This is a genomic window from Phycisphaerae bacterium, from assembly GCA_018003015.1.
GTDB lineage: Bacteria > Planctomycetota > Phycisphaerae > UBA1845 > PWPN01 > JAGNEZ01.
In genome coordinates this window covers 18,120-40,879 of record JAGNEZ010000011.1, presented here as the reverse complement: position 1 = coordinate 40,879, position 22,760 = coordinate 18,120, and the positions used below count along the sequence as shown (strand labels likewise).

Sequence of the window (22,760 nt, the reverse complement as noted above, 5' to 3'; positions counted from 1 at the left end):
CGACGACCGGGCCGGCCCGTTCGAATCGTGTCCCAGAAACTCCTTAGAGAAGCTATAGCTTCTGAGGCCCCTTGGATTCGCCCGGCAGGGCCTTGGGAGTCGGGCCGGCGAGATGCTCCGCCGCCGGCTGGTACTCATAGTAGCTGCGGATCTGCTCGCGGAAGTAGCCCCCCCGGAACCCGCTGGCTCCGTTCAGCACTCCGCCGAAGATGCGGATGCCGGCGCGCTCGAACTGCTCCCTGGCCCGCAGGAGCACCCCGCGGGAGGTACTGTTCGCCCGGCACACGAGGATGACGCCGTCCAGCGAACCGGCCAGGACCATCGCGTCACTGACCAGCAGGGCGGGCGGGCCGTCGAAAACCACCTGGTCGTACGTGTCGGTGGCCTGGGACAGCAACTGCCGCATGTACGTGCTGGTCATCAGCTCGGACGGATTGGGCGGGATGGGGCCACTCCCCACCACGTCCAGGTTCGGCAGGTTCGTCTTGACGACCACATCGGCCAGCTTCGATTGGCCAATGAGCACGTTGCTCAAACCCTCGGTGGGAATATTGGCGAAAAACTGCCGCAGCGCCGGGCGGTGGAAATTGGCATCAATGAGCAGCACCCGGCGATTGTTCTGGGCAATGGCAATGGCCAGATTCACGGCCACCGTGGTCTTCCCCTCCCCCGGCTGAGCACTGGTAACCAGGATGGACCTCTGGCGCTCCGCGGGCGCAGTGAGGGTGAGATTGGCCCGGACCGTCCGGAACGCCTCCGCGATCATCGAACGCGGGGCGGCATGGACGGCGAGCTCGATGGTCTCGATGGGGATCTCCTCGAAGTCCAGATCGGGGATCGTCCCGAGGATGGGGATGTGGGCATGCCGGGAGACGTCACGGCTGGTCCGCACCGAGGTGTCCATGAGCTCGAGCAGCATGGCCACGCCGAAACTCAGCAGGATGCCAAGCAGGACCCCCACCGGTACGTTGACCAGGTACTTCGGCGAACTGGGCTTCTTGGCTTCCCTCGGCCTCTGAAGGATGTTCACCTTCGCTCGCTGGTCCTCATTCTCGATGATCAGATCGAGCTGGTTGATGTGCTCGTTCAGCTTGGCGAGCTCCTCTTCCAGAGCTCTCTGCTGATCAAGCAGCCGTTGGTACTCCAGAAGGATCTTGTCAGCATCCTTGGCTTTGGCTCTTTCCTCCAGGATCTGCTCCTGAAGTGCGAGAGCCGTCTGGAAAGCGGCATTATAGGCTCTCTCGGCCTGACGAGACTGAAGCTCGAGACCCTGCTTCTGCCTCTGGGCAATCAGTACCTCCACTTCCCTCTCAAGAGACGTGAGCTGCGCGACCCGGGCCAACACCGACTTGTGGTTCGGGCCCAGTCGCCTCAAGAGCTCGTCCAGCTCCTGCCTGCCGAAGATGAGCGCTTGTTTGAGTTGGAAGATCTGGGGATCACTGTCCAGGGCGGCCATCACCTCGGGGGTAGGCTCGAGCTGGGAAGGATCGACGCCGCGGAGGAAATCCCACTGGGCCTTGACCAAAGCCTTATCCGACTCGGCACGAGCGGACTCGAGCAGCAGGCCCCTGAGCTTCTCGCTCTCGAGATTCTTGTTTTCGGCCAATCCTGCCACGCTGCCCTCTAGCGTGACGAGATTCTTTATTTCAGTCGTAACCTTGCCCAGTTCGGTCCTCAAATCGGCTTGCTGCTTTAGGAAAACACCGGTCTTCTCGTCAACGTACTTGGTCCTGGACGTGTCGGCAGCGAACCGCTCATAGGTTTCCATGAGTTGCTCAACGATGGCCACGGCGTCACTCGGCTTGCGGGTCTCGAAGATCACGTAGAATGCACTGACATCCGGGGCCTGGCGGACTTCCAGGCCCTTCTGCAAGGCCACCAGCAACTTGTCCTTGTCGTTCTCTTTCTTGTACCAGTCGGTTTGCATGACCTGGCTGGTAACGAGAACTTTGGAGAGGATATCCGGCTGTCTGATGCGAAATATCTCGTCAGCGATCCTCCGATTGATGACATCGACAGTCTCGCGGCCTTCTCCAAACTCCATCGGTTTGAGGCGCGGGACTTGCACGCCGACCACCCCCGCAGCCTCAAATCTCGGGTACTCGCCCAAGATGGGAAGCGTGGCCCCGCGAAGGAGCAAAAACGTTGCCAGGGTAAACAGGCCCGGCACGATGATCAGGATCGGGAGCATCGGCCAGAAGAACCGCTGCTTGATCACCCGCCAGATATCCGGCAGGCTCATGCCCATGGCCATGGGCACTTGGGCCGGGCGAGCAGGCACGCTCATGGGTATTGGAATCCGATCCTGAGTGGTGACCGGTACCGTGGTCATGCTGAGGAACCTCCCGTGACGAACGATCCCCTGTCGTCACCTTCATCCTCGACGAACAGGTGGTTGAGAACATATGAAATCGAGCCAAACAAAGAGAACGCGATGAAGAGCATCCCCATCCCGAGCAGCGTATGAGGAAAGCCTCGGGCCAGATCATCCCTGCCGAAGACCACCATGAAACCGGTCGTGGTCACCCGGATGATGTTGCAGAATATGGAGATGGGAATGCAGGCCAGGATCATCACCTGCCGGTGCCAGAGAGGACGATCGCTCACGAACGCCATGGCCACGCCCAGGGCCATCATGGTCATGAGCAGACGGATCCCGCTGCAGGCTTGCTCGATATCCAGCGAACCGGACTTGCCCTCGTAGGAATACTCCACCAGGGCCCCCTTGGACACCGCGTCCATGTCCTGGAGCGCCGCGTTGAGCACGGACGCCGAGACGTCGGCGGCGATATAGCGCAGGGGCATGGTCAACTGGACATAGAGTCGCTGGGGAACGGGAAGGGCGAAGAACAGAAACAGAATCGCGAACCAGCTCCACCGGGTCCACACCCAGCCGCAGACCATCAGCACGACGCCGAGGATGCTCAGCACCAGCGAGACGCTCTTGGGGTAATCGATCCGAGCCAGTGTACAACCCACATACATGGCGAAGGCAAGCACCAGAAAGGCCGCTCCCAGCAGTCTGGCCGCCACCCGCCGATCAACAAGCCCCAGCGGCATCCGATCCCGCTGCAGGTACAGGTAATACAGACTGAACAGGGGTATCAGAAAGCCGTGCGACCAGTCGCCATCGTTCTGCCACTTGTAGACCAGGCTATACAGGACGTTGCGGTAGTAGATGATCAACACGACCGCAAGCAGGCCCGCTTGAACGCTCATCACCGGCGTCCACCAGGACTTGCCTGCCAACGAGGAGCGCCGAGGCGGGAAGACGGATTGTGGTGCGGCCTCAACCATACGCTACCCTACGCCCGTCCAAGGAACAGACCCGAACAGGGATCAACCACCTCCAGGAACAGCAAGCTCTCGACACCGATATCCGGCCCTAGTTCAACAGGCCGCGCGCCGCCCGCTCCGCTCTGTGCCGATCGTTGGCGTTGACCTGCGGCGCAAACGCATCGATGTCGGCAAAGTTGCGGTCGTAGACGAATCCGAAACCGTACGTGAACCGGAACGCGTTGCGAATCGTGGCCAGCAGCGGAGCGATCGCATGGGTGCCGACGTTGATCACGTCATCCTTCTTGATGAACAGATCCGGGTCCTGGCCGTCCACGATCCGCGAGAGGTCCCACTGGGTCGTCTCTTCGCGGTCTCCGTCGATCCGCCTGCGAATCTCGCAACGGGTGGGCCATGCCAGCTGGTCAAGCCCGCCCGCAGAGGCGATCGCCTGAGTCAGAGTGATCTCGTTTCCGCTCAAGCTGTAGACACCCGGGCGATTGACATGGCCGGCCATGTAGAAGACGCCGACCGAACCCGGGTCCAGCTCGATCCAATCCTGATGACGGATCACCACATTGTAGTTGGCATCGCCGGACCGGAGCCGGTCCGCGGGAACGCGGATGACCCGCTGCTGGCCCTCGGCGGCCAGGGACTCCCAATCCACCGGCTCGGCGGCCGGAGCGGAGGCTCGCGGCGTCGTGACCTGCTCCGGGCCTGGCAGCGGCTTGGTGGCCGGCGATGTGGAAGCCGTGCTCCCCGGAGCCGGCGCGGGACCAGCCACAAAGCCGTCGTTGACATAGATAATCGTCGGCGGCGCGGCGGGAGAGGTGGTCAGCGGTTCCGACGGGCCGGCCACTTTCGGCGTGCCGACCGGAGCGGTCCCAGGGGCGAGGGCCTCCCGGAGCTCACGCTCGGCATCGGTCTGGGCTGCGGCCACGCGCATGGCCGGCCGGGCCTGACCCGCGGCAGCCGGGGGAGGAGGACTGCCCGCCGCACTCATGTCCGACATGGCCGTCGGCGTCACCGGGGGTGCGGGAGGAGTCTGTTCACGGCCATTGACCGGTCGATCCTTGGCCGGGGTCGATCCGTATCTCTTGGGTCGCGGCTCGTTTCGGAAGATGTAGACGTAGCGGATGTTCGGATCGAAGTTGCCCGCCTGGTTGATGGCCTCACGAAGCCGAAAATCGGGGCGAATGATCGGGAAAGTGCCCGGAACACCAATGGCCCCGGAGATGTTGTACAGCCGTTGCTGACGGGTCAGGGTCTGCACCACCATCGTGGGTTCGGCTTCGGCCGCATAGATGCCCTTCTCCTTGCCCTTGTGGATCAACTCCTCCTGGAGTTGCCGAAGAGTCAGACCCTCGACATGCATCCAGTCCAGCTGCGGTACGTGAATGTAACCACGCTCGTCGACAATCGGAGTCAGTTCGGTCTCCACGCCGAGTTGGAGGAAGTCCATCAGACGGATCGAGAGCATGTCCCCCGCTCCGATCATGTACTCCTCCACCGAGGCGACGAGATCCTCGGGCGTCGGATCCACGGCCCCGGCGATTCCCAGGGGCTTGTCCCTGAAACTGATCGCACGCTGGATCTCGTTCACCCGGCTGTCCCGGAAGTTGCCGAGCTCCTGTGGCGTCAGAAAACCGTTCCACCAGGGAGACACGCACCCTGTGCCCGCCGCACAGGCCGCCGACACCAGGAATGCTGCCGACAACCGATGCACCAACCTCAGTTCGTGGTATCGCATGGGTACCTGTTCTGTAAACGTCGGCTTAAGACCGACACCGGACACATTTGAATCCACACCACGCCCGAGCCGCGCCCCAGGCATCGCGCCGATTTACACCTCGGGCGCAGGGCTCGCCATTGGCGCCCCCCACCATCTGCCTTTCGCCGCCTATCCGACGGATGCCAGGCATCCTGCGCGATAGTCGCCTAGTTATCGGCATTCATCATGAAGGCGGTTGAGGTTCAGCTCGTCTGACTTGTATGCGATCCGAGACGGCTCGTCAACCGCTTCCCGTGGACCGCCACACCTTCGAAGATCGCCCGCGGTCTGATCCAACCTCTGCTCAACTAGAAGGTTACCTCAACAAGATCAAGCGATGACACCGACTGCTCGGCTTCGGCACCCGCAACCGACGGCAGATGCGCGTAGACACCCTCAGCACGACAGAGCCTCAGCGTCCGCCAACCAAGACGCCGCGGAGCGAGAAAGTCCTTCGCCGGATTGTCGGCCACATACAGCAATGATCCCTCGTGCCAACCCCAATACTCCTCCATCGCCAGAAACGCCCGAGGGTGAGGTTTCCAGTACTCCCGACCCCATTCATCGGTCAGAACGATGCGATCGATCCGGCTTGCCACACCCAGGACCTCCACCTTCCGCTGCTGGACTCCCACCGGTCCATCACTGATCAAGCCCAGCCGAAAGCGACCCGACCACCGGTCCAGGGCCGCATCAGCGTCCGGGTAAAGCGCAATCGCAGGCCTGTGCGAACGGTAGCATTCGACCATCTGAGAAACCAATGCGGCCGAAGGGGTCAGTCCTATCTCCACGAGAAGACGATCGAATACCCGTGGACGGTATTCCGTCTCATAGAGGGCTCTCATGCGCTGTTCCAGGTCAAGTGGGCAGGCATAGCGAACTTGTAGCCAATGGGCAACAGCCGCGAAGCCGCTGAAGGCATACGTCCGCTCCGGGTAGAGCGTGTCATCAAGATCGAACACGATCGCACGAATGCCGGAGAATCGGATCGGATCCATGGGCCAGAAGCCAGGGGCCACGACCTGCGAGGCCGCAGGCCGAACATCGTAACGCGAGGCTACAACCACCTCACCGACAGAACGTCGCAGATGGGGCATCGGGGTGCCGCGATCAGTCCGCGCCGCTCGTCTTCTCGAAGAACGATTGGTGATACCGCAACATCATGAGGCCGTCCTCGAACTGGTCCGCCCGGATACGTGGCCTTCGTCCCAGCCACTCGGCCAGCAGCCACCTCGGGAAATCCGCCCCTGCCCGAATGGCGAGAGGGGCCCCCCCGCCAAAACGAGGATTGACCTCGATGACACGGATGCGGCCGCTCGCAGTGAGAATCAGCTGGATGGTGATGAGTCCCACGCAGTCCGCCAACGCCTGGGCGACCTGAGTTCCAACCGCCATAATCTGGGCGTGTTTGCGGGTGCGCGACTTGGTCACTTCGCCGCCACGGACTTCGATTCGCTGCCTGGGCACGACGCAGCGCGGTCGGCCATCATATCCGGTGTAGACGTCCAGCGTGTATTCGACCCCGGGTACGTACTCCTGGATGATGGCCGCGGGCACCAGGGGCACCAGGGCTTTGAGAGCCTTCCGGTCGCGAACGATGAAGTTGCCCTTGCTCGCGCTGCCGAAACAGGGCTTGAGGAACACCGGGAAACGGATACCCCGGAGACTCGCAAGTTCCGCTCCTGCCCAGGTTTGGGGCGTGTCGATCCCCTGGCGGCTCAGGAAATGGAACATCCGGAGTTTGTCCCGACAAGTGGCGACAACGTCCGGCGACGAGATGAGGACGCCGCATCCGAGGCGGGCAAAACGCGACCTCGCCTCGGCCAGCTTCACCAGATCGCTGTCGATCAGCGGGATCAACAGATCGATCTTCTCCCGCCGGACGATCCTCAGCAAGGCCCCGACGTAGTCTGGGGACGCGATCCGGGGAACCCGGTGGGCGTGATCGGCCATGCAGGCCGCAGCGTAGTGAGTCTCGACGTCGACCACATGCCAGGACGCGGCCAGATGGAGGGCTCGTGCGGCTCGGACAAACGCCTGCATCAGCTCGATCCGCCGGCCACCGCTGGTGAACAGGACGCGAACATCGCTTCTGCCAGCCCCCCACCCAATCATCCATTCCGCACCATGTGACATGAACGACTCGCCGCTTGGGACTATCCTCGATGCGTTGATCGGGGCGACCCAGCCGTCTCAGATCCTTCTCCCCGGCCGAAACCGCCATTTCGCGGATATTATCGACACCCGACCCCAGCCACAATAGAGACACAAACGAAGGCGGCGAACATGAACAGGGTTCACGTTCGCCGCCCAGCCCTCTTGAGATCTCGCTCTCAATACCCCAGAGGGATGCCTCCCATTCCCCCACCGAACTTACCATCCGGGCCAGACGCTCTCTCCTCGCTCGGTCACCCTCAGGATCCGGCTTGCTCCTCCAGCATCTTCCGCAGGTAGCCGTTCTCCCGACGAGTCGCCTCAAGATCAAACAGCAGGTACTTGATGGACAACCGGAGAAAATCGATGCTTTCGTGCAGATTGTTGACCGTCTTCTTCAGCTCCTGGTGTCGTTGCTTGGTTTCCTCGGCCAGCAGAGCCAGCTTGTCACGATCCGGTTTCGGCAGCGCCTTGATCTCGTCCACCAATTCACCCAACCTCTTCTGAAACGCGCCTTCGTCCATCTTCTTATCCTCCGGCCGGCCTCGTCGGGAGAGCTTGCCCTCCAACGGCGTGGCCATCACCCCTGCCTCACCCCCCACCCATCCCTTCTGCACCGCGGAGAAATGAAGCCCTCAGCCAGAAGACAGCAACGACGATGCCAAGACCGGCAAGAAACCAGCACACCTCCCAGCATAACATAAAGGCATGAAGGAAAAGAAGTTACCGATATGCTGCCCAAGACCGGCGATTGGCCAGCGAGTTCCGGCTTATGCGGCACTGTTGATTTGCGGCAACATGGCCTCCCCCCTCCGCAGACCCCGGAACGTACAAACCCCTGTTTGGCAGCCTGTTACGCTTCGGTGGGGCCAGGCAACGCCAAGAATCGCCCCGCTCCGCGCCCACCCGGCGTCTGGTCGACCTCGTATGCACGAGCCGGGCGAGTACAATGACCCTGGCGCGACGGGAGAGGAACCGCATGGACCGACGCAAAGATTCTGGTCTCAGCCCACAGGAGATGGACCTCATCCGGCAGCAGGCCATGGACCTCGCTGGAATCGGCCTTCTCCGAGAGAGACTCGATGGAACCATCCTCTACTGCGACCGAGGTGCCCTGCGGATCCTTGATCTCCAGGACCGGTTCGAGGATCCGAGCGAGGTGGCCGGCCTGAACATCGCGGAGCTCATCTCCTACCTCGAGCCGCCCGAGCGTCTCCGGGCCACCATCCGCGAGCATCAACGAGTCCGGAATCTCGAATGCCCTTTCCGGACGCTCAAAGGGGAGCTGCGTTGGGCTCTCTTCGACGCATACCTGTTGAAGAACGGCGAGACCGGCGAGGAGGCCATCCAGATCCTCTGCCGGGATATCACCCAGGTCAGAGAAGTGGAAGAGCGACTCCAACGCAGCGAGCAACTCTACCGCACACTGGCCGAAGGCGCCGAAGACTTCATCTTCGTCATCGACCGGGAAGACCGCGTTCGGTATGTCAACTCCTACGCCGCGGCCAGCCTCCACTGCACCCCCCAGGAAATCATCGGCCGCAAACGCGAGGTGTTGTTCCCTCCGGATATCGCCCGCCAACAGGGTCAACACCTCCAGCAGGTGTTCCAGACTGGCCAGAAACTATCGGCGGTGGATCGACTCGTCATTCCCGGCAAAAGCATGTGGCTGGATACCACGCTGACGCCGGTGGACCGCAAGGACGGCGTGGTTGAGACGGTGATGGGCATCTCCCGCGATATCACCAGTCTCAAGCAAGCCGAAGAGAAGCTGCTGCACAGCGAATTGCGGTATCGAACGCTGTTTGAGACGTCCAAGGACGCCATTCTCCTGGCGACGCTGGAGGGGCGCGTTCTAGACTGCAACGACTCCGCTTGCCACATGTACGGCTATCTACGGGAAGACCTTCTGAAGCTGGAGGTGAGTGATCTCGCCCCGCCCGACGTGGCGGCCATGATTCCCCAGATCATCAGCGAGAACATCGGAAAGGGCGAACTCCACGTTGAACTGGTTGGCAAGCGCCGCGACGGCGCTGTCTTCCCCATCGAGGTCAATGCTCGGGCGGTCAGGATCCGCGAGGAGACGCTCGGCATCGTGTATGTCCGCGATATCACCGAGCGGGAGCGCGATGCCCGCGAGCGCCAGCAACTGGAGAACGATCTCCGCCACACCCAGAAAATGGAAGCCCTGGGCCAACTGGCCGGGGGCGTGGCCCACGATTTCAATAACCTCCTGACCGCAATCATCGGATCGGTGGACGTTGCCCTGGATCGACTCTCGAGGACTCCTGCGGTGACGGCAGCGGCAACCGTGCGCTCCTGCCTGGAGGAAATCGAGGAGGCCGGCCAGCGGGCAGCGTCACTCACCCGGCAACTGCTCACCTTCAGCCGCAAGCAGGTCCTCAAAGTCCAGGTGGCCGACCCGAACCAGATCGTGGCGGACCTGGAACGACTCCTCCGACGTCTGATCGGCGAACATATCGTCCTGAAAATCACCCTGACGCCCAGCATCGGACGAGTCCGCACCGATGTGGGCCAGATGGAGCAGGTGCTGATGAACCTCGCCCTCAACGCCCGGGATGCCATGCCACAAGGCGGCACGCTGACCATTCAGACCGGACACCTGGACCTCACTCGAGCCTACCAGCGCCGTCATGTCGGCGCTCGAACCGGCCCTCACGTGGTCTTCACCATCACCGACACCGGCACCGGAATGGACCAGCATACGCTCGACCACATCTTCGAGCCTTTCTTCACCACCAAGGCGGCTGGCAGGGGAACCGGACTCGGACTGGCTACGGTGTACGGAATCATCACCCAGGCGGGCGGCCACATCACCGTGGAAAGCACCCCGGGAGGGCCAACGACGTTCAGGATCCATGTGCCGGCCGTCTCGGAGCCCGAAGACACGGCCACCGAATTGGCGGACCGATCGGAGGCCCGAGGCAAGGAAACCGTGCTCATTTGCGAAGATGAGGGCTTGGTTCTGCGACTGGCAAGCCGAGTCCTCAAGGACGCCGGCTACACCGTCCTCGAAGCTCAGGCCGGCGACCAGGCCATTCAGGCGGCAGCCAGCCACCCCGGACCCATCCACCTCCTGGTCACCGATGTGGTCATGCCCGGCCTGAACGGTCGCCAACTCGCGGATGCCCTGCGAACCACTCACCCGACCCTCAGAGTCCTCTTCGTCTCCGGCTACACCTCGGACCTGATCAGTACCCAAGGTGTCCTCGACAAGGGATTCGAGTTCCTCCCCAAGCCGTTCGACTCCGGACAGCTCCTGCAGCGCGTTCGGGAGGTACTCGATAGCACGGGTCGCTAGCCGCCGGGCTCGGCTCGGACGGAACCCGTCTCACCACGTGGGCGGGGATCGCGGCCACGACGCCGTCCGACTCAACGTCTCTGTTGATCACCGCGTTCGCCCCGACGGCGACGAAATTCATCGCAACCATCGGCTCAGGATGATCGGAGGTTGACCCGCCGGGCGGGGCACCGTCGTCGGTCGCTCACAGCTTCCAAGCCTTGGCAAATGCCTCGAAACTGCGATCGTATGTACGTTCGGCCTCGGGCGGAAAGCAGCAGCCGGGCAGCTGCCGGCTCGCGAGGTGATACCGCAGGCAGTCGCAGCAGACCGCCCGCCTGCCGCAGGACGAGTACGTGCACTTGCAGAACTCCTCGTTCCGTTCCTTCTTGCACTCCATACGCCAGTCTCCCACGTGGGCTTGCATGCCGTCTCTCGACCCGAATCCCAGTATAATCCGGCTTGCGATCCCCCGCCAAGGAGGAGCAGCAACGTGGCCGAACAGAACCTGCGACCGCCTCGCCGCCACTGGCTTCGTCTCACCGCCCGAACCGTCGGACTCATGCTCGGTCAACCACAACGAACGGATCAGCTGATCCGGCAGAGTTACGACCGAATCGCCACCGGGTATGACCAGGCCTGGACGCATCACATGCGCGACCTGTCCGCCCATCTGCTCGACCGCCTTGCCCCGCCCGCGGGCGCCACCTGCCTCGATCTCACCTGCGGCACCGGCTACGTGACCGGCGAACTCGCCCGCCGAACCGGCGGCCGGGCAACCGGCGTGGACCGATCGGCCGGCATGCTCGAGATCGCGCAGCACCGGCACGGCCACCGTTGCACCTTCATTCAGGCCGACATTCTCAAACACTTACGCTCGCTGCCACCGGCCGGCTTCGACGTCGTCACCTGCGCCTGGGGTCTGGGCTACAGCCGACCCTTCAAGGTGGTTCGTCAGATCGCCCGCGTGCTCCGGCCGGGGGGACGGCTCGGTATCATCGACAACTCGCTGTTCTCGCTTTCCGAGATCCTCTGGGCATCCATGTGCGCTTTCGCCGAACGACCCGAAGCCCTGACCCACGCCATGCGCGTCCAGTTCCTGCCGTCGGCCGGAATGCTCGTACTCGCCATGCGAATGGCCGGATTCGCCGTCAAGGCCTCCTGGCAGGGCCGCAAGAGCTACCGGGTCCCCGATGGCTCGGCGGCCATCGCCCGACTTACCGCGACCGGGGCGGCAGCCGGTTTCGAGTTTGCCTCGAACGAACGGTATCGGGAACAGGTCTTCGAGCGCTTCGCCCAAATCCTCGAACGACAGCGCCGAACCCAGGACGGCATCACCATCACTCACCGCTATCTGGCCGCCATCGGAGTGAAACGATGATCGACCTGCTCCGCCTCTGCCGCCTCTACTACGCGGTGCCGATGGGCCTGACCTTCACGCTCACGGTCTGCTATGCCCAGGGTGCCGCGCAGGCCATGGCATCCGCGAGCACTGTCCTGGCCACGCTCGCCCTGATACTCGTCCTGGCCGGCGCCTACATCATCAACGACGTGTGCGACTTGCCCGTGGATCGCATCAACGCCCCGCATCGATCCTTGGCGTCCGACAAGGTACACCCCCGGACCGCGGCAAAGCTGGCGGTTGCCTTGCTGGCCGCCGCCATGCTCTCGGCCGCCTTCTGTCGCCCGCCGTTCATGCTCGCCCTCGGTGTCGTGGCCATCGGCCTGGTCGTCTACAACCTGTGGTCCAAGCGACTCGGCATCGGCAAGCAATTGCTGGTCGCGGCGCTCATGACCTGCATCTATCCGCTCTCGCTCGCCCAGGCAGGCGGAGCGACCAGCCGCCGGGCCTGGACACTGGCGGTGTTCCCGGTGTGGATGTTCCTTTCGAGCTTCGGCTACGAGATCCTGAAGGACCTTCGCGATCTGGAGGGCGATCTGGCCATCCACATCCCCACCTGGCTCAGCCGCCGCCCGCAACGCGCACGCCGAGTGGCCCAGATCGCCCTGCTGGCCGGTGCGGCCGTCCTGCCCGCCCCCTATGGCCTCGGCTGCGGCGGGATCTACCTCGCAGTCGTAACCCTCGCCATCGCCGCAGCGATCGCAGCCACCCAGCTTCCCGTCCGCCGGGCGATCAACGCAGTGTACCTCGAGTTCGTCATCGTGGGCATCGCGGCCACGACGGACCTGGTCGCAGGCGGATAGCAGAGGTACCCCACAACGTCACTGTGTGAGCCAGCCATCACGCCCTTCACCACATCATGGACTCGCCACCGCCGCCCGGGGCCCAAGGTCGAGCCGCTTGCCCGCCAGGAAGAGACCAACCACGTCGCAGTACTGATCGGTCCAGACCCGAATGCCCGGCCGGGTGCTCGGCGCGTGCCAGCCCGGCCTGGCAACCAACGCCCGCAGGTCTTCGGAATGGCGGGCCATCACCACGCAGTGCGAACTGAGCTTGCCCTCCGCTTGCTGCTCACGCGTCAGGATGGCATCGAATTTCGCCAGGCACGCCAGACCCAGGTCATCCGCCACCCCGGCCAGCAGCGGCTCGAAATCAAAAAAACGATTGCTGACATGAAAGGCAAGCATGCCGCGATCGGACAGCTTGGCCAGATACAACTCCACCGCTTCACGAGCCAGCAGGTGAGTGGGGACCGAGTCGGAGCTGAAGGCATCGAGCAGGAAGAGCTGGAACTCGCCCGGCCACGCCGCGGCCACGGCCAGCCGGCCGTCGCCCAGCACGATGTCGCAGCGACCGCGACAACCAGAGAGAAAGCTGAAATAGCGAGAATCACAGGCAATCCGCTCGACCGCGGGATCGATCTCGTAAAAGGTGAAATGTTGACCCGGACAGGCGTAGGCGGCCACTGCCCCCGCCCCCAGCCCGATCACGCCGACCCGCCGGCCGCACCCGCCCTCGTTCAATGCGGCAAACAGGTCGCCGATCGGCCCGCTGCGATGATAGTAGGAGCTCGGCTCACGGGCCCGCACCGGATCGACCGATTGACAGCCATGGCTGGTCGTTCCGTGAACCAGCAACCGCAGCCGGCCGCTCGGATCGAGCACCACTCTCTTCACACCGAAGAAATTGCGCTCGGCGTGCAGAGAGTCACCGGTTCTCAGATCGCCCAGCAAGCCCAATGTCACGAGCATGACCGCGTAACTCAAACCAAACCGAACCGACCGGGCTTTGAATGTGAAGCAGACCAGCACCAGAACGGCGAAGGTGATCATCAGCGTCGCTCCCGCCCGATCTAGCGAAGTCACGTGCAGAATCCCCAGCCCAAGAGCGACCAGAACGGCCAGCACCACCGGCACGGCAATGTCGCGCCGTCGCTCGCCAGGCGTATCCACACCACTCGCCGAACGCGGGAGCACAAAGCAGACCAAAACCATCATCAGGGGATACTCGATGATCCCCGAGAAAAGCCGCGGCGCCAGCATGGCGTTCAACAAACCGCCGAGCACGCCGCCGATCGACATCATCAGGTAGAACTCAGTCAACCGTTCGGCCGGCGGCCGGCGCCGCACCAGCTCGCCATGGCAGACCATCGTCGCGACAAAGAAAGTGAGAAGATGGACCGGAATGATCAGCCACTCCATCCGCTCCGGCCGGCCGAAGAAAAGGATGGCCATGGGCAACAGCAGATAGGGCAGCAGCTTGACCATCAGGCCGTGCGGCAGCCATCGCCGCCGGGCAAAAACCAGGACAAAGGTCAAGAGATAGATCGCCAGCGGCAGAACCCACATCAACGGGATGGCCGCCAGGTCGGTGGTGATGTGCGTGGTCACGCCGAGCATCAGGCTCGAGGGAATGGCCGACAACACAACCCACGTGATCCGGCCGGCACAGGGGGAACCCACTGCGGGCTCAACCGCTCGATGACGGCAACTCTGTCCCTCGTCACGGTCGGACGAGCAGGCCTGGATCTCACTCGCCATCGCATGGACCGCCGGGCCGCACAGACGGCGCGATGATCGCCACATCGCGACCGCGCACACGCCCACCAGGACAATCAGACCACCATAGCCGAAGGCCCATACGCGACTCTGATCGGCCAGCTGGAGATGCGGTTCAACCAGCAGCGGGTAGCCCACCAGGGCGAGCAGGCTGCCCGCATTGCTGGCCGCATACAGAAAGTACGGATCCCGCGATTCGCCGTGCCCCGCGACGGCGAACCACTTCTGCAGCACCGGGGCACTGCTCGACACGACGAAAAACGGCAGGCCGACCCCAAGCAGCAATTGCCACAGCAGCCAGCCGACCGGCTCATCCGTCGAGGGTGGATTCGATGCGGCCGCCACGGCAATCGGCAATACCGCCAGCGGGGCGAGCATGAGCACGAAGTGCAGCACCATCTGCCGCCGCACACTCAAAGCGGCCAACGCACCGTGCGCGTAGGCATAGCCGACGAGAAGCATGGCCTGGAAAAAGACCATGCAGGTGTTCCATACCGCCGGCGTACCCCCGAGCTTGGGCAGTACCATCTTGCCGACCATCGGCTGCACCAGAAACAACAGCAGAGCGCTGATGAAGAGCGTGCTGGCATACAGCGGGACCATTCTGCAACTCCGGTGGATTATTCGGACCCAACGCATCCGGGCCATGGCCCAGGTCGTGCATCAGAGCCGCCCAGCCAAACCCTCGACCCTGACCTGCTATCTTCAACGGTCCGAATGAGAGGAGACTTGATCGTTCACGCTCGCCCTAACGAGCCGGCCCTCGTCGAACGGCGAACCGAGGTCCGAGGCCACCCCCGCCGAGAAGACCCAGGCAGTCCCATAAGAGCCGGTCTTTCCAATGCACGGTGTCGACGGGCCCTGCTCCCGAGAACCCCGCCGGGCGACAGCAGCGCCTTGAGGAGCGGTTCGCACCCCCTAACCGATGGCCTCTGTGGGCCCACTTTCGTTTGGCACCCGCTCGAGCCTAGGGCCTCCGCGGCTCCATCAGGTCATCAACCGCTTTCGCCACCTCGACCAGATAGTCGTCGCCCCTGGGGTGCCGAGTGAGCGCCACCGGAAGGTAGTGGCGGCGTGAGAGTGATCGCCGACCGGGTCAGGATACCGCTCGTCACCCTTGCCGTAGTGCAGCCCCAACCAGAGGCCTCTGCCGCGAGCCCGATCGTAGAAGCCAGCGTCGTTGAGCACGCCCTGGATAACCTGGAGACCCAGCTGCCGCGAGTACTTGGCAGCCATCTCGTTGCTGCTGGCCTTGACCATGAGGCCTAGTTCGTGTCGCCTGACCGCGTCCAGACGGGTCGCTGCCTCGGGATGCACCTGGAAGTACGCAAGCAGGATCCCGATCTTCGGCACGCTGGCGGCGTATTCGATCCGATCCGGGTGGATCATGGCCAGCCGCAGCACCCTGAGGTCCAGCACGCCAACGGCGGTCTGCTCCGTCGTCATCCCGTACCGCCGGCGCAGCGAGGCGTCGATCTCCTCGACCTTGGCCTGAAGCGATACGTCAACCGGCGACTCGTACTTGAGGACGTATCGCTCGAAGGACCAACCCCGCAACCTGGCCGGGCAAGAACAGAGGCCGATCAGGGTCAACGCGGCAAGAGCCAGCAGAGGCCGCACCTGTCAGACTTCCTTTCGTGAGATTCACGTTTCATCCAAACAGACACACTCCGGCTCCCTGAAGATCGCGCGTCGTGGGGGCACCGACAGCCCATCCGTCACCAAGAACGGAGAACGCCGATTGCCATGAACGGAGAAGAAACGTACCGGAACACCGTCTCGTCTCGATGATCACCTCGCACCACCGACACCCCTGCGGCCACACCGCGATGCTGGAGTCAACAGCCGCCGGTACCCTTCGGGCAGAGCCGTCGAACCACAACGCGCACACAAGGACTCGCTTTGTTCGCGCGGCAAGGGAAGGTCGGCGGCGGGATCCAAACCGTCGGCTAGGACAGCCATGAGGCAGCCGCGACGCGGACAGGGAAAGAACCGCTCCATCCGCTGCCAGATGTCGGCCAGTGGCTCGGCCGTCATATCACCGAAACTCAGCGGCGTCAGATCGCACGGACACACCTGCCCGGCGGCGTCGATGTAGACATGGTGATAACCCGCACCACAGCCGAACAACTCGTCCGACTCCAGATACGCGAACGAGTTCACGGCCGGCCCGTCACCCCGGCGATTGTGCTCGACATGGAAATCAAAGAGTGTCCGCCGCTCGTTCGGTTCCAGCATCGCGCCCGCACCGCCGCGCAGCCGCCCGGTCGCCACCGGAGCGAGCAGCCGGAACTCACCCACGCCCCACCGGCGGCCGAGGTCGTACATGGCCGCCAGTTCACCACCCGCGATCCGCTCACGCGTGCCCACGGTCGAGATGGCCGTGTAAATGCCGGCGTCCTGGCAGGCCCGCACCGCTGCCTCCGCCTCGGCGAACGACCCCACCCGGCCGCGGAAACGATCGTGGGCCTCGGCGTCCGCCGATTCGATGCCGATGGTCACACAGGACACCCCCGCCGCCGCAAGCTTGCGCGCCCGCGAATCGTCAAGCCCATGCCCGGTGGTGAAAACGATCGTAGCCATCTCCGGAGCCGCCGCGGCCACCAGCTGTTCCAGGTCGCCACACAGCATCGGCTCGCCGCCCGTGAAGCCGAGCGCGCACGTGCCCAGCAACTTCACCTGCCGCACCGCATCGAGGAGTTGCCCAGGCGACATCCGGCCGTTGGCTCGCCCGGCATAGCTGCAGTGCGGACAGCGAAACGGGCAGGCTCCGGTGACGGCCAGGTAAACCGAGAACGGCACCCGCCGTCGGGCAATGACGGCCGCACAGAATCGATCGAACGCCGGGGACGGGTACGGCGGGAAGAACGTGTTGATCCGCGTCTGGCCGCCGAATCGGTGCGGCTTCTCGTTGGCCATGCGGCGGAAGAGATACCACAGGTGCCCGGCCGGCACGCGACCCGTGAGCCGGGCGAACATCCGCACCACCTGCAGGGCCGTGGCGATCCCCATGGGTCACTCCGAGGCGGGCGGCAAGACCTCTATCGGGAAGCCGTGCGAGCTCGCCCGCCTGGCCAGCCAGCCGCAAACCGCGCCGCTCAGAAGCCCAAAGATGCCCCCGGCTACCACACCGCAGGCCAGGCCGATGGCCATCAGCAACATGACGTCCACCACCGCAGGCACGAGGGCCATCACGATCAGCACCATAAGCAGCATGACATGCAGGGTCACGGTCGTCGCCACGCCCGCCAGCAGCCCCCATTTCCCACCCGCCATGATCAGCTTCCCGCCGGACACGCCGCTCAGCACCTTCCGGAACATCACCCGGCACCAGATCAGTCCCACAAGCACCCCGCCGATTCCACCCGTCCCACTGCCCGTGGCAAGCAGGATCCGCACCGAAAGACGCATGCCGGAAGTCTCACCGTGCCAGATCAGATACCCGGAGCCGGCCAGAAAGCCAAAAAACGCGCCGATCAGAAGGCTGACCAGACAAACCGCAACCCCGAAGAGGACCGGCAGTTTTACGCGACTCCCTGCGGCGGCTTCCACGTCGGCACCTCACACAACCGGCTTCTCCTCGGAGCGAGAACTCTGCTTCCGCACATCCTTGACCAGTTCCAGCGACATCTTGCTGACGAAGCGGCTCTCAAGCTCCAGCGGCTTGAGCGCAAACGACATCTCAATGACCGCGAGGATGACGCCGCCCAGCAGGAAGAGCGCCCCTACAACGAACGTCGCGAGCGAAACGTAGACCACTTCCCTGTACAACGTCGCCAGGCCCATGGACAACGAGCAAATCGTCAGGCAAGCGATGGTCATGAGCAGGCAGAGCAGGTTGCCGCGAATGAGCTGGGCCCGCCGGTAGACCCATTCCGTCTGAACCTCGAGCATCCGAATGACCTCCCGGTGACGGTGCGTGGTGATCTCGTCGGTCGGATCGGCGGCCAGGTCCTTGGTGTACTCCTCCTGCTCGGTCAGAAGCTCACGATGAAAGGACCGAAGCCGAGCGACGATGTAGGCCAGCCGGCTGTAGAACGCCAGGCACAGCAGACCGCAGGCCGAGATGATGACCACAGGAACAACCGATGCGGAAATGAAGCTGTACAGTTCCGGGGCTGGCATCGAATGAGTTTAACCAAGACGGACGCTCGACCGCAAGCAGCGCTGCCACTCGCGTCAGACCTTGCGATGCTCCGTCCGGGCGGCCTGCGTGCCGTCGGGAAGATCCACGAGTTCATAATCGCCAAACAGGTGCGGAGCCTCCTTCTGCAGGACCCTCAGTACCTGCCCGGACACCTTCCGGATCTCGACTTCCGCGTGCTCGTTGCAGCGCAGCTCGATGAAGTGCCGAAGGGCCCGGGCATTGGCCGTGATGAAGATCTTGGTCTCCGTCGCGTTGGGCAGAACCGAGCGAGCCGCCTGGCGGGCAATCTTCCGCCGCAGCGTCTTGTCCTCCATGCCTGCGTGCCGAGCGGCCAGACCGTCAACCAGCCGGCAATAGGCCTCGTGGGCGTGCCCGATGGCCGCCATCCAGACCTCATGCAGAGCCGGATCCTCGGCGATGCAGTCCGGCTCGACGAAGTCGGCCGTGGATTCGTCCACATACCGCTGCGACAGCTGGGAGTAGCCAAAGCCCGCCCGGTGCCGGATCAGCTCGTGGGTGAAGCTGCGGGACACGCCGGTGATGAGCAGGTTGAAAACCGCATGCTCCAAAACACTGCCATGCCCGACCTCGAGGATGTGGGCCAGGTAGGCCTTGTTGCCCCCCGGCCGGGGCCGGGCAAAGCTCATGTAGCACAACCGCCCGGCGATCTCGCACAGCTTCTCCCCGGTCACCTCGGTGTCAGTGCTCCATTGGGAGACGTCATGGTCGGCCAGGAAACGCTCGATCTCGGCGGCGCCAACCGACTGCCGACCGACGAGATAGACCTGCGGATCACGTACAATCTTCAAGACAAGCACTCCAACAGCGGTGCGCCCCGAGCCTGCGAAGGTCCACCGGCCGATCGCCTGTGCCGCACGGCGCTCGGGACGCGGTCTGCAACCCGCGCATTGTAGCCGTACCCGGGTTATAATGCCCCCCGCCTTCTCAGGCTTTCACGCGAGGTGAGACATGGCGGTGCAGGCAAGTGACTACGCGGACCAAGTGACCGTGGCCGACGGTGCCTGGGGTACCGAACTGGACAAGCTGGGTTGTCCGGCCGGCTTCTGCCGTGAGGAATGGAACATCACCAAGCCGGAACTGGTTGAGCAGGTGGCCGCCTCCTATGTCGCCGCCGGCTCGAAGATCATTCTGTCCAATACCTTCGGGGCCAACAGGTTCGTCCTGGGCCGCCATGGCCGCGAGGACAAGACCGCCGAGTTCAACAAGGCCGGGGCCCGGATCAGCAAGAAGGCCGCCGGCGACAAGGCCAAGGTCTTCGCCTCGATCGGGCCAAGCGGGCGAATGGTCATGACCGGCGAAGTCACCGAACAGGAGTTGTTCGATGCCTTCAAAGACCAGGCGATGGCCCTGGCCGAGGGCGGCGCCGACGCCCTGGTGGTCGAGACCATGACCGAGCTGGCCGAGATCACCGCCGCAGTCCGGGCCGCCAAAACCACCGGCCTGGTCGTCGCCGCCTGCATGACCTACGACTCCGGACGCGACCGGACCCGCACCATGATGGGCGTCTCACCGGAACAGGCCGCCAAGGCCCTGACCGAGACCGGAGCCGACATCATCGGCTGCAACTGCGGCATCGGCATCGAGAACTACATCAAGGTGGCCGCCATGCTCAAGGCCGCCTGCGACAAGCCCATCTGGGTCAAGGCCAACGCCGGCATGCCCGAAATCGAGAACGGCAAGGTCGTCTACCGGATGCAACCCGACGAGTTCGCCAAGCAGGTCAAACATCTGGTCATCGCCGGGGCGAATATCATCGGCGGCTGCTGCGGCACCAGCCCTGAGTTCATCGCCGCCATCTGCAATGCGCCCAGGTAGACTTCCGCCGGAGGCGAGAGCCACGGTCGGCTTTGCCCCGCACCATGCCCCCCGGACCCGGCGAACCTACGCAACCCCCACCGTCAGCAGCAGCGGGAACCAGAAGTTGAACTTCCGGCGCCGGATCTGGCTGAAGCCCGCCTCTTCGAAATAACCGTGAATCGTCGACCACGGGGCATGAAACACGTGCTTCTCGACCGCGGCAATGATCACGTCGAAAACCACCCAGCCGATCACGTTGTCGCGAAAGCCGTCAATGAGCAGGAGCCGTCCGCCCGGACGAAGCACGCGATGCATGTCCCGGATAACCGCCTGCTGGCGCGGATAGTGGTGGAAAGAGTTGCTGCAGGTCAACAGGTCGAACGAGTGATCGGCAAACGGAAGATGCTCACTGTCGCCGGTGACGAATCCCATCCGGTCGGACACCCCGGCATGGGCGGCTTTGCGCCCGGCCACCTTGCACATCCCATGAGCGTAATCCAGCCCGGTCACCCGGGCCGATGAAAACGAAACCGCCAGCATCGCCCCGAACTGGCCGGTGCCGCAGCCGATGTCCAGCACGTCGAACCGCTCGCGGCTTGATCCCCGCCAGGCATAAACCTCCTCAAGGAATATGCGGTAGGCCGGCTGAAACATGAACCGGTGGAGCCTGGACTCGTCATACGTCTCCGCCCAGGCCTCGAATTCGTTCTTGGCCTGGGCCTTCATGGTCTGCAGCGCGGGCATCGCGTCTCTTCCAGCACTCTGCCGTCGGCAACCGGCAGGAAACCATCGGTCTCACCCGCCTCTGACCATACTCGATTCTCGGCCCGCCCTCCATCCCACCCAGAGACTGCACGCGCCCGAATTGACATCCCGAACCGACAGGGCGACAATACCCCCCTTACGCCACCGGACCGGGAGTACGCGCGCGACATGCCCAAACGCAACATTGTCTGGATCATCATCGCCGTCACCGTGGCCGTGCTGCTCTGGAAGGGACCGGAAAGCCGCATCCGGCGAGACGCACTCTACAACCAGTTCAGCCCCCTGCTCGACGTCCGCCTCCAGATCCAGAAACACTACGTCGAGCAGGTCAGAGAGGACGACCTGCTGCACGGGGCCATCGACGGCATGCTCAGCCGGCTCGACCCCTACAGCACCTTCTACACCGAGAGCGAATACGCGGAATTCCAGAAACGAACCGAGGGCCAGTTCCCAGGCATCGGCGTTCATGTCGGAACCCACACCGACGGCGGACTGCTGGTCGTGAGTCCGATCGAGGGTAGCCCCGCCTTCCGCGCCCGCATCCGGTCCGGCGACCGCATCACCCACATCGACGGCGAGGAAACCCGCGGCAAATCGGTGGAACAGTGCGTCAAGCTCATCTCCGGCGAGGCCGGCACCCGCGTGACCTTGACCATCGAACGCACCGGCATCCGCGAGCCCTTCAAGATCACCATCACCCGGGCAATCGTCAACGTGCCCACCGTGCGCGGATGGGCCCGCACCGAGGACTGGAAGTGGGAATACGTGATCGATCAGGCCGCGGGAATCGGTTACGTCCGTATCCTCAGCTTCGAAGGCCACACCGACGAACAGTTCCGCCAGATCGTCGACGACCTCTTCAGCCGCGAGCAGATCCGCGGCCTGATCATCGACGTGCGCGACAATCCCGGCGGCCTGCTCGACGTCGTCGTCGCGATCGCCAACTACTTCATCCCCGAAGGAGTCATCGTCAGCACCAAGAGCCGCCTCGCACCGCCCAAACCCTACGTCGCCACCCGCGACGGTACCTATCCGCCCATTCCCCTGGCCATCCTGGTCAACGGCGGATCCGCCAGCGCCTCAGAAATACTCGCCGGGGCCCTCAAGGACCACCAACGCGCCGCCGTGATCGGCGAGAACACCTTCGGCAAAGGCTCGGTCCAGACCATCCTTCAGGTCGAGAACGATAACGGCTGGGTCAAGCTGACCACCGCATACTACTACTTGCCCAACGGCGAACGCATCCACGGCAAGGGCGTCCAGCCCGATCGGGCCGTCATCCTCACCTCGGACGAACGCGCCCAGCTGCTCGATTCGTGGCTCTCGGTCTACGCGGCCGGCGATTACCCGACCACCACCCAGGCAACCACCACCCCGACCACCACCACTCCAGCCCCCAGTCAACCGGCTTCTGCTCAGGCAACCACCGCCGCAGCCGCGTCCGCACCGGCCACGGCCACCGCCCCCGCCGGCGAACGCAAACCACGACGGTTCGAGATCATCATCGATCGGCAACTGCGCGCCGCCATCGATACCATTCGCACCCAACTCGCCGAAAAGAGCTGACC

Annotated in this window: 19 protein-coding genes; 5 read left to right on the top strand and 14 right to left on the bottom strand. The window is 63.7% G+C overall.

Translation table 11 applies throughout. From position 1 onward, the window contains the following. Nucleotides 1-52: 52 nt before the first annotated feature. The 6 genes from KA354_07110 to KA354_07085 form a co-directional block, all read right to left on the bottom strand. A complete protein-coding gene (locus KA354_07110) occupies nt 53-2,332 on the bottom strand; it encodes a polysaccharide biosynthesis tyrosine autokinase (GenBank protein ID MBP7934403.1) in 2,280 nt (759 codons plus the stop codon). Continuing rightward, on the bottom strand, nt 2,329-3,219 hold the full coding sequence (locus KA354_07105; GenBank protein ID MBP7934402.1) for an exosortase/archaeosortase family protein: 891 nt from the start codon (nt 3,217-3,219) through the stop codon (nt 2,329-2,331). The genes KA354_07110 and KA354_07105 overlap by 4 nt, the downstream gene beginning before the upstream one ends. Before the next feature lie 166 nt (nt 3,220-3,385). Continuing rightward, nucleotides 3,386-5,026 (bottom strand): SLBB domain-containing protein, encoded by a 1,641-nt coding sequence (locus KA354_07100; GenBank protein MBP7934401.1) that lies wholly within the window; start codon nt 5,024-5,026, stop codon nt 3,386-3,388. Between the two features lie 329 nt (nt 5,027-5,355). Next, nucleotides 5,356-6,045: an HAD family hydrolase gene (locus tag KA354_07095; GenBank protein ID MBP7934400.1), complete on the bottom strand. Its 690-nt coding sequence runs from the start codon at nt 6,043-6,045 to the stop codon at nt 5,356-5,358. 112 nt (nt 6,046-6,157) lie between these two features. After that, nucleotides 6,158-7,183, bottom strand: a complete 1,026-nt coding sequence (locus KA354_07090; GenBank protein ID MBP7934399.1) for an ATP-grasp domain-containing protein — start codon at nt 7,181-7,183, stop codon at nt 6,158-6,160. A gap of 278 nt (nt 7,184-7,461) precedes the next feature. Further along, nucleotides 7,462-7,782 (bottom strand): hypothetical protein, encoded by a 321-nt coding sequence (locus KA354_07085; GenBank protein MBP7934398.1) that lies wholly within the window; start codon nt 7,780-7,782, stop codon nt 7,462-7,464. Between the two features lie 398 nt (nt 7,783-8,180). Between KA354_07085 and KA354_07080 the strand changes: the two genes are divergently transcribed. Beyond that, complete coding sequence (locus KA354_07080) at nt 8,181-10,523, top strand: PAS domain S-box protein (protein ID MBP7934397.1); 2,343 nt, start codon at nt 8,181-8,183, stop codon at nt 10,521-10,523. Between the two features lie 184 nt (nt 10,524-10,707). Here the strand turns inward: KA354_07080 and KA354_07075 are convergent, their stop codons facing one another. Next, entirely contained in the window at nt 10,708-10,902 is a 195-nt protein-coding gene (locus KA354_07075; GenBank protein ID MBP7934396.1) for a cytosolic protein, read from the bottom strand. Nucleotides 10,903-10,995: 93 nt separating this feature from the next. Between KA354_07075 and KA354_07070 the strand changes: the two genes are divergently transcribed. Next, a complete protein-coding gene (locus KA354_07070) occupies nt 10,996-11,883 on the top strand; it encodes a methyltransferase domain-containing protein (protein ID MBP7934395.1) in 888 nt (295 codons plus the stop codon). Continuing rightward, nucleotides 11,880-12,707, top strand: a complete 828-nt coding sequence (locus KA354_07065; protein MBP7934394.1) for a UbiA family prenyltransferase — start codon at nt 11,880-11,882, stop codon at nt 12,705-12,707. Before KA354_07070 ends, KA354_07065 begins: the two co-directional genes overlap by 4 nt. Before the next feature lie 54 nt (nt 12,708-12,761). Here KA354_07065 and KA354_07060 read toward each other — a convergent pair whose 3' ends face one another. The 6 genes from KA354_07060 to thyX all read right to left on the bottom strand — a co-directional run bounded on the left by KA354_07060 (nt 12,762) and on the right by thyX (nt 19,418). Continuing rightward, a complete protein-coding gene (locus KA354_07060) occupies nt 12,762-15,065 on the bottom strand; it encodes a fused MFS/spermidine synthase (protein ID MBP7934393.1) in 2,304 nt (767 codons plus the stop codon). Between the two features lie 384 nt (nt 15,066-15,449). Further along, entirely contained in the window at nt 15,450-16,082 is a 633-nt protein-coding gene (locus KA354_07055; GenBank protein ID MBP7934392.1) for a hypothetical protein, read from the bottom strand. 171 nt (nt 16,083-16,253) lie between these two features. Then, complete coding sequence (locus tag KA354_07050) at nt 16,254-17,474, bottom strand: radical SAM protein (GenBank protein ID MBP7934391.1); 1,221 nt, start codon at nt 17,472-17,474, stop codon at nt 16,254-16,256. Between the two features lie 3 nt (nt 17,475-17,477). Further along, on the bottom strand, nt 17,478-18,014 hold the full coding sequence (locus KA354_07045; GenBank protein MBP7934390.1) for a hypothetical protein: 537 nt from the start codon (nt 18,012-18,014) through the stop codon (nt 17,478-17,480). Nucleotides 18,015-18,023: 9 nt separating this feature from the next. Then, the gene (locus KA354_07040) at nt 18,024-18,587 is read right to left on the bottom strand and encodes a DUF2721 domain-containing protein (GenBank protein ID MBP7934389.1); all 564 of its coding nucleotides are present in this window, start codon (nt 18,585-18,587) and stop codon (nt 18,024-18,026) included. Between the two features lie 54 nt (nt 18,588-18,641). Beyond that, a complete protein-coding gene (gene thyX / locus KA354_07035) occupies nt 18,642-19,418 on the bottom strand; it encodes an FAD-dependent thymidylate synthase (GenBank protein MBP7934388.1) in 777 nt (258 codons plus the stop codon). Nucleotides 19,419-19,578: 160 nt separating this feature from the next. Here thyX and KA354_07030 point away from each other — a divergent pair, with 160 nt between their 5' ends. Beyond that, the gene (locus KA354_07030) at nt 19,579-20,445 is read left to right on the top strand and encodes a homocysteine S-methyltransferase family protein (GenBank protein ID MBP7934387.1); all 867 of its coding nucleotides are present in this window, start codon (nt 19,579-19,581) and stop codon (nt 20,443-20,445) included. 66 nt (nt 20,446-20,511) lie between these two features. Here the strand turns inward: KA354_07030 and KA354_07025 are convergent, their stop codons facing one another. After that, complete coding sequence (locus KA354_07025) at nt 20,512-21,171, bottom strand: class I SAM-dependent methyltransferase (protein ID MBP7934386.1); 660 nt, start codon at nt 21,169-21,171, stop codon at nt 20,512-20,514. Nucleotides 21,172-21,360: 189 nt separating this feature from the next. Between KA354_07025 and KA354_07020 the strand changes: the two genes are divergently transcribed. Then, the gene (locus tag KA354_07020) at nt 21,361-22,758 is read left to right on the top strand and encodes a S41 family peptidase (protein MBP7934385.1); all 1,398 of its coding nucleotides are present in this window, start codon (nt 21,361-21,363) and stop codon (nt 22,756-22,758) included. Nucleotides 22,759-22,760 lie beyond the last annotated feature (2 nt).

Excerpts from the sequence above, each read along its gene's own strand:
- KA354_07110 (MBP7934403.1), bottom strand. The coding sequence starts at position 2,332 with ATGACCACGGTACCGGTCACCACTCAGGATCGGATTCCAATACCCATG.
- KA354_07105 (MBP7934402.1), bottom strand. The coding sequence starts at position 3,219 with ATGAGCGTTCAAGCGGGCCTGCTTGCGGTCGTGTTGATCATCTACTAC.
- KA354_07100 (MBP7934401.1), bottom strand. The coding sequence starts at position 5,026 with ATGCGATACCACGAACTGAGGTTGGTGCATCGGTTGTCGGCAGCATTC.
- KA354_07095 (MBP7934400.1), bottom strand. The coding sequence starts at position 6,045 with ATGGATCCGATCCGATTCTCCGGCATTCGTGCGATCGTGTTCGATCTT.
- KA354_07090 (MBP7934399.1), bottom strand. The coding sequence starts at position 7,183 with ATGTCACATGGTGCGGAATGGATGATTGGGTGGGGGGCTGGCAGAAGC.
- KA354_07085 (MBP7934398.1), bottom strand. The coding sequence starts at position 7,782 with ATGGCCACGCCGTTGGAGGGCAAGCTCTCCCGACGAGGCCGGCCGGAG.
- KA354_07080 (MBP7934397.1), top strand. The coding sequence starts at position 8,181 with ATGGACCGACGCAAAGATTCTGGTCTCAGCCCACAGGAGATGGACCTC.
- KA354_07075 (MBP7934396.1), bottom strand. The coding sequence starts at position 10,902 with ATGGAGTGCAAGAAGGAACGGAACGAGGAGTTCTGCAAGTGCACGTAC.
- KA354_07065 (MBP7934394.1), top strand. The coding sequence starts at position 11,880 with ATGATCGACCTGCTCCGCCTCTGCCGCCTCTACTACGCGGTGCCGATG.
- KA354_07060 (MBP7934393.1), bottom strand. The coding sequence starts at position 15,065 with ATGGTCCCGCTGTATGCCAGCACGCTCTTCATCAGCGCTCTGCTGTTG.
- KA354_07050 (MBP7934391.1), bottom strand. The coding sequence starts at position 17,474 with ATGGGGATCGCCACGGCCCTGCAGGTGGTGCGGATGTTCGCCCGGCTC.
- KA354_07040 (MBP7934389.1), bottom strand. The coding sequence starts at position 18,587 with ATGCCAGCCCCGGAACTGTACAGCTTCATTTCCGCATCGGTTGTTCCT.
- KA354_07030 (MBP7934387.1), top strand. The coding sequence starts at position 19,579 with ATGGCGGTGCAGGCAAGTGACTACGCGGACCAAGTGACCGTGGCCGAC.
- KA354_07025 (MBP7934386.1), bottom strand. The coding sequence starts at position 21,171 with ATGCCCGCGCTGCAGACCATGAAGGCCCAGGCCAAGAACGAATTCGAG.
- KA354_07020 (MBP7934385.1), top strand. The coding sequence starts at position 21,361 with ATGCCCAAACGCAACATTGTCTGGATCATCATCGCCGTCACCGTGGCC.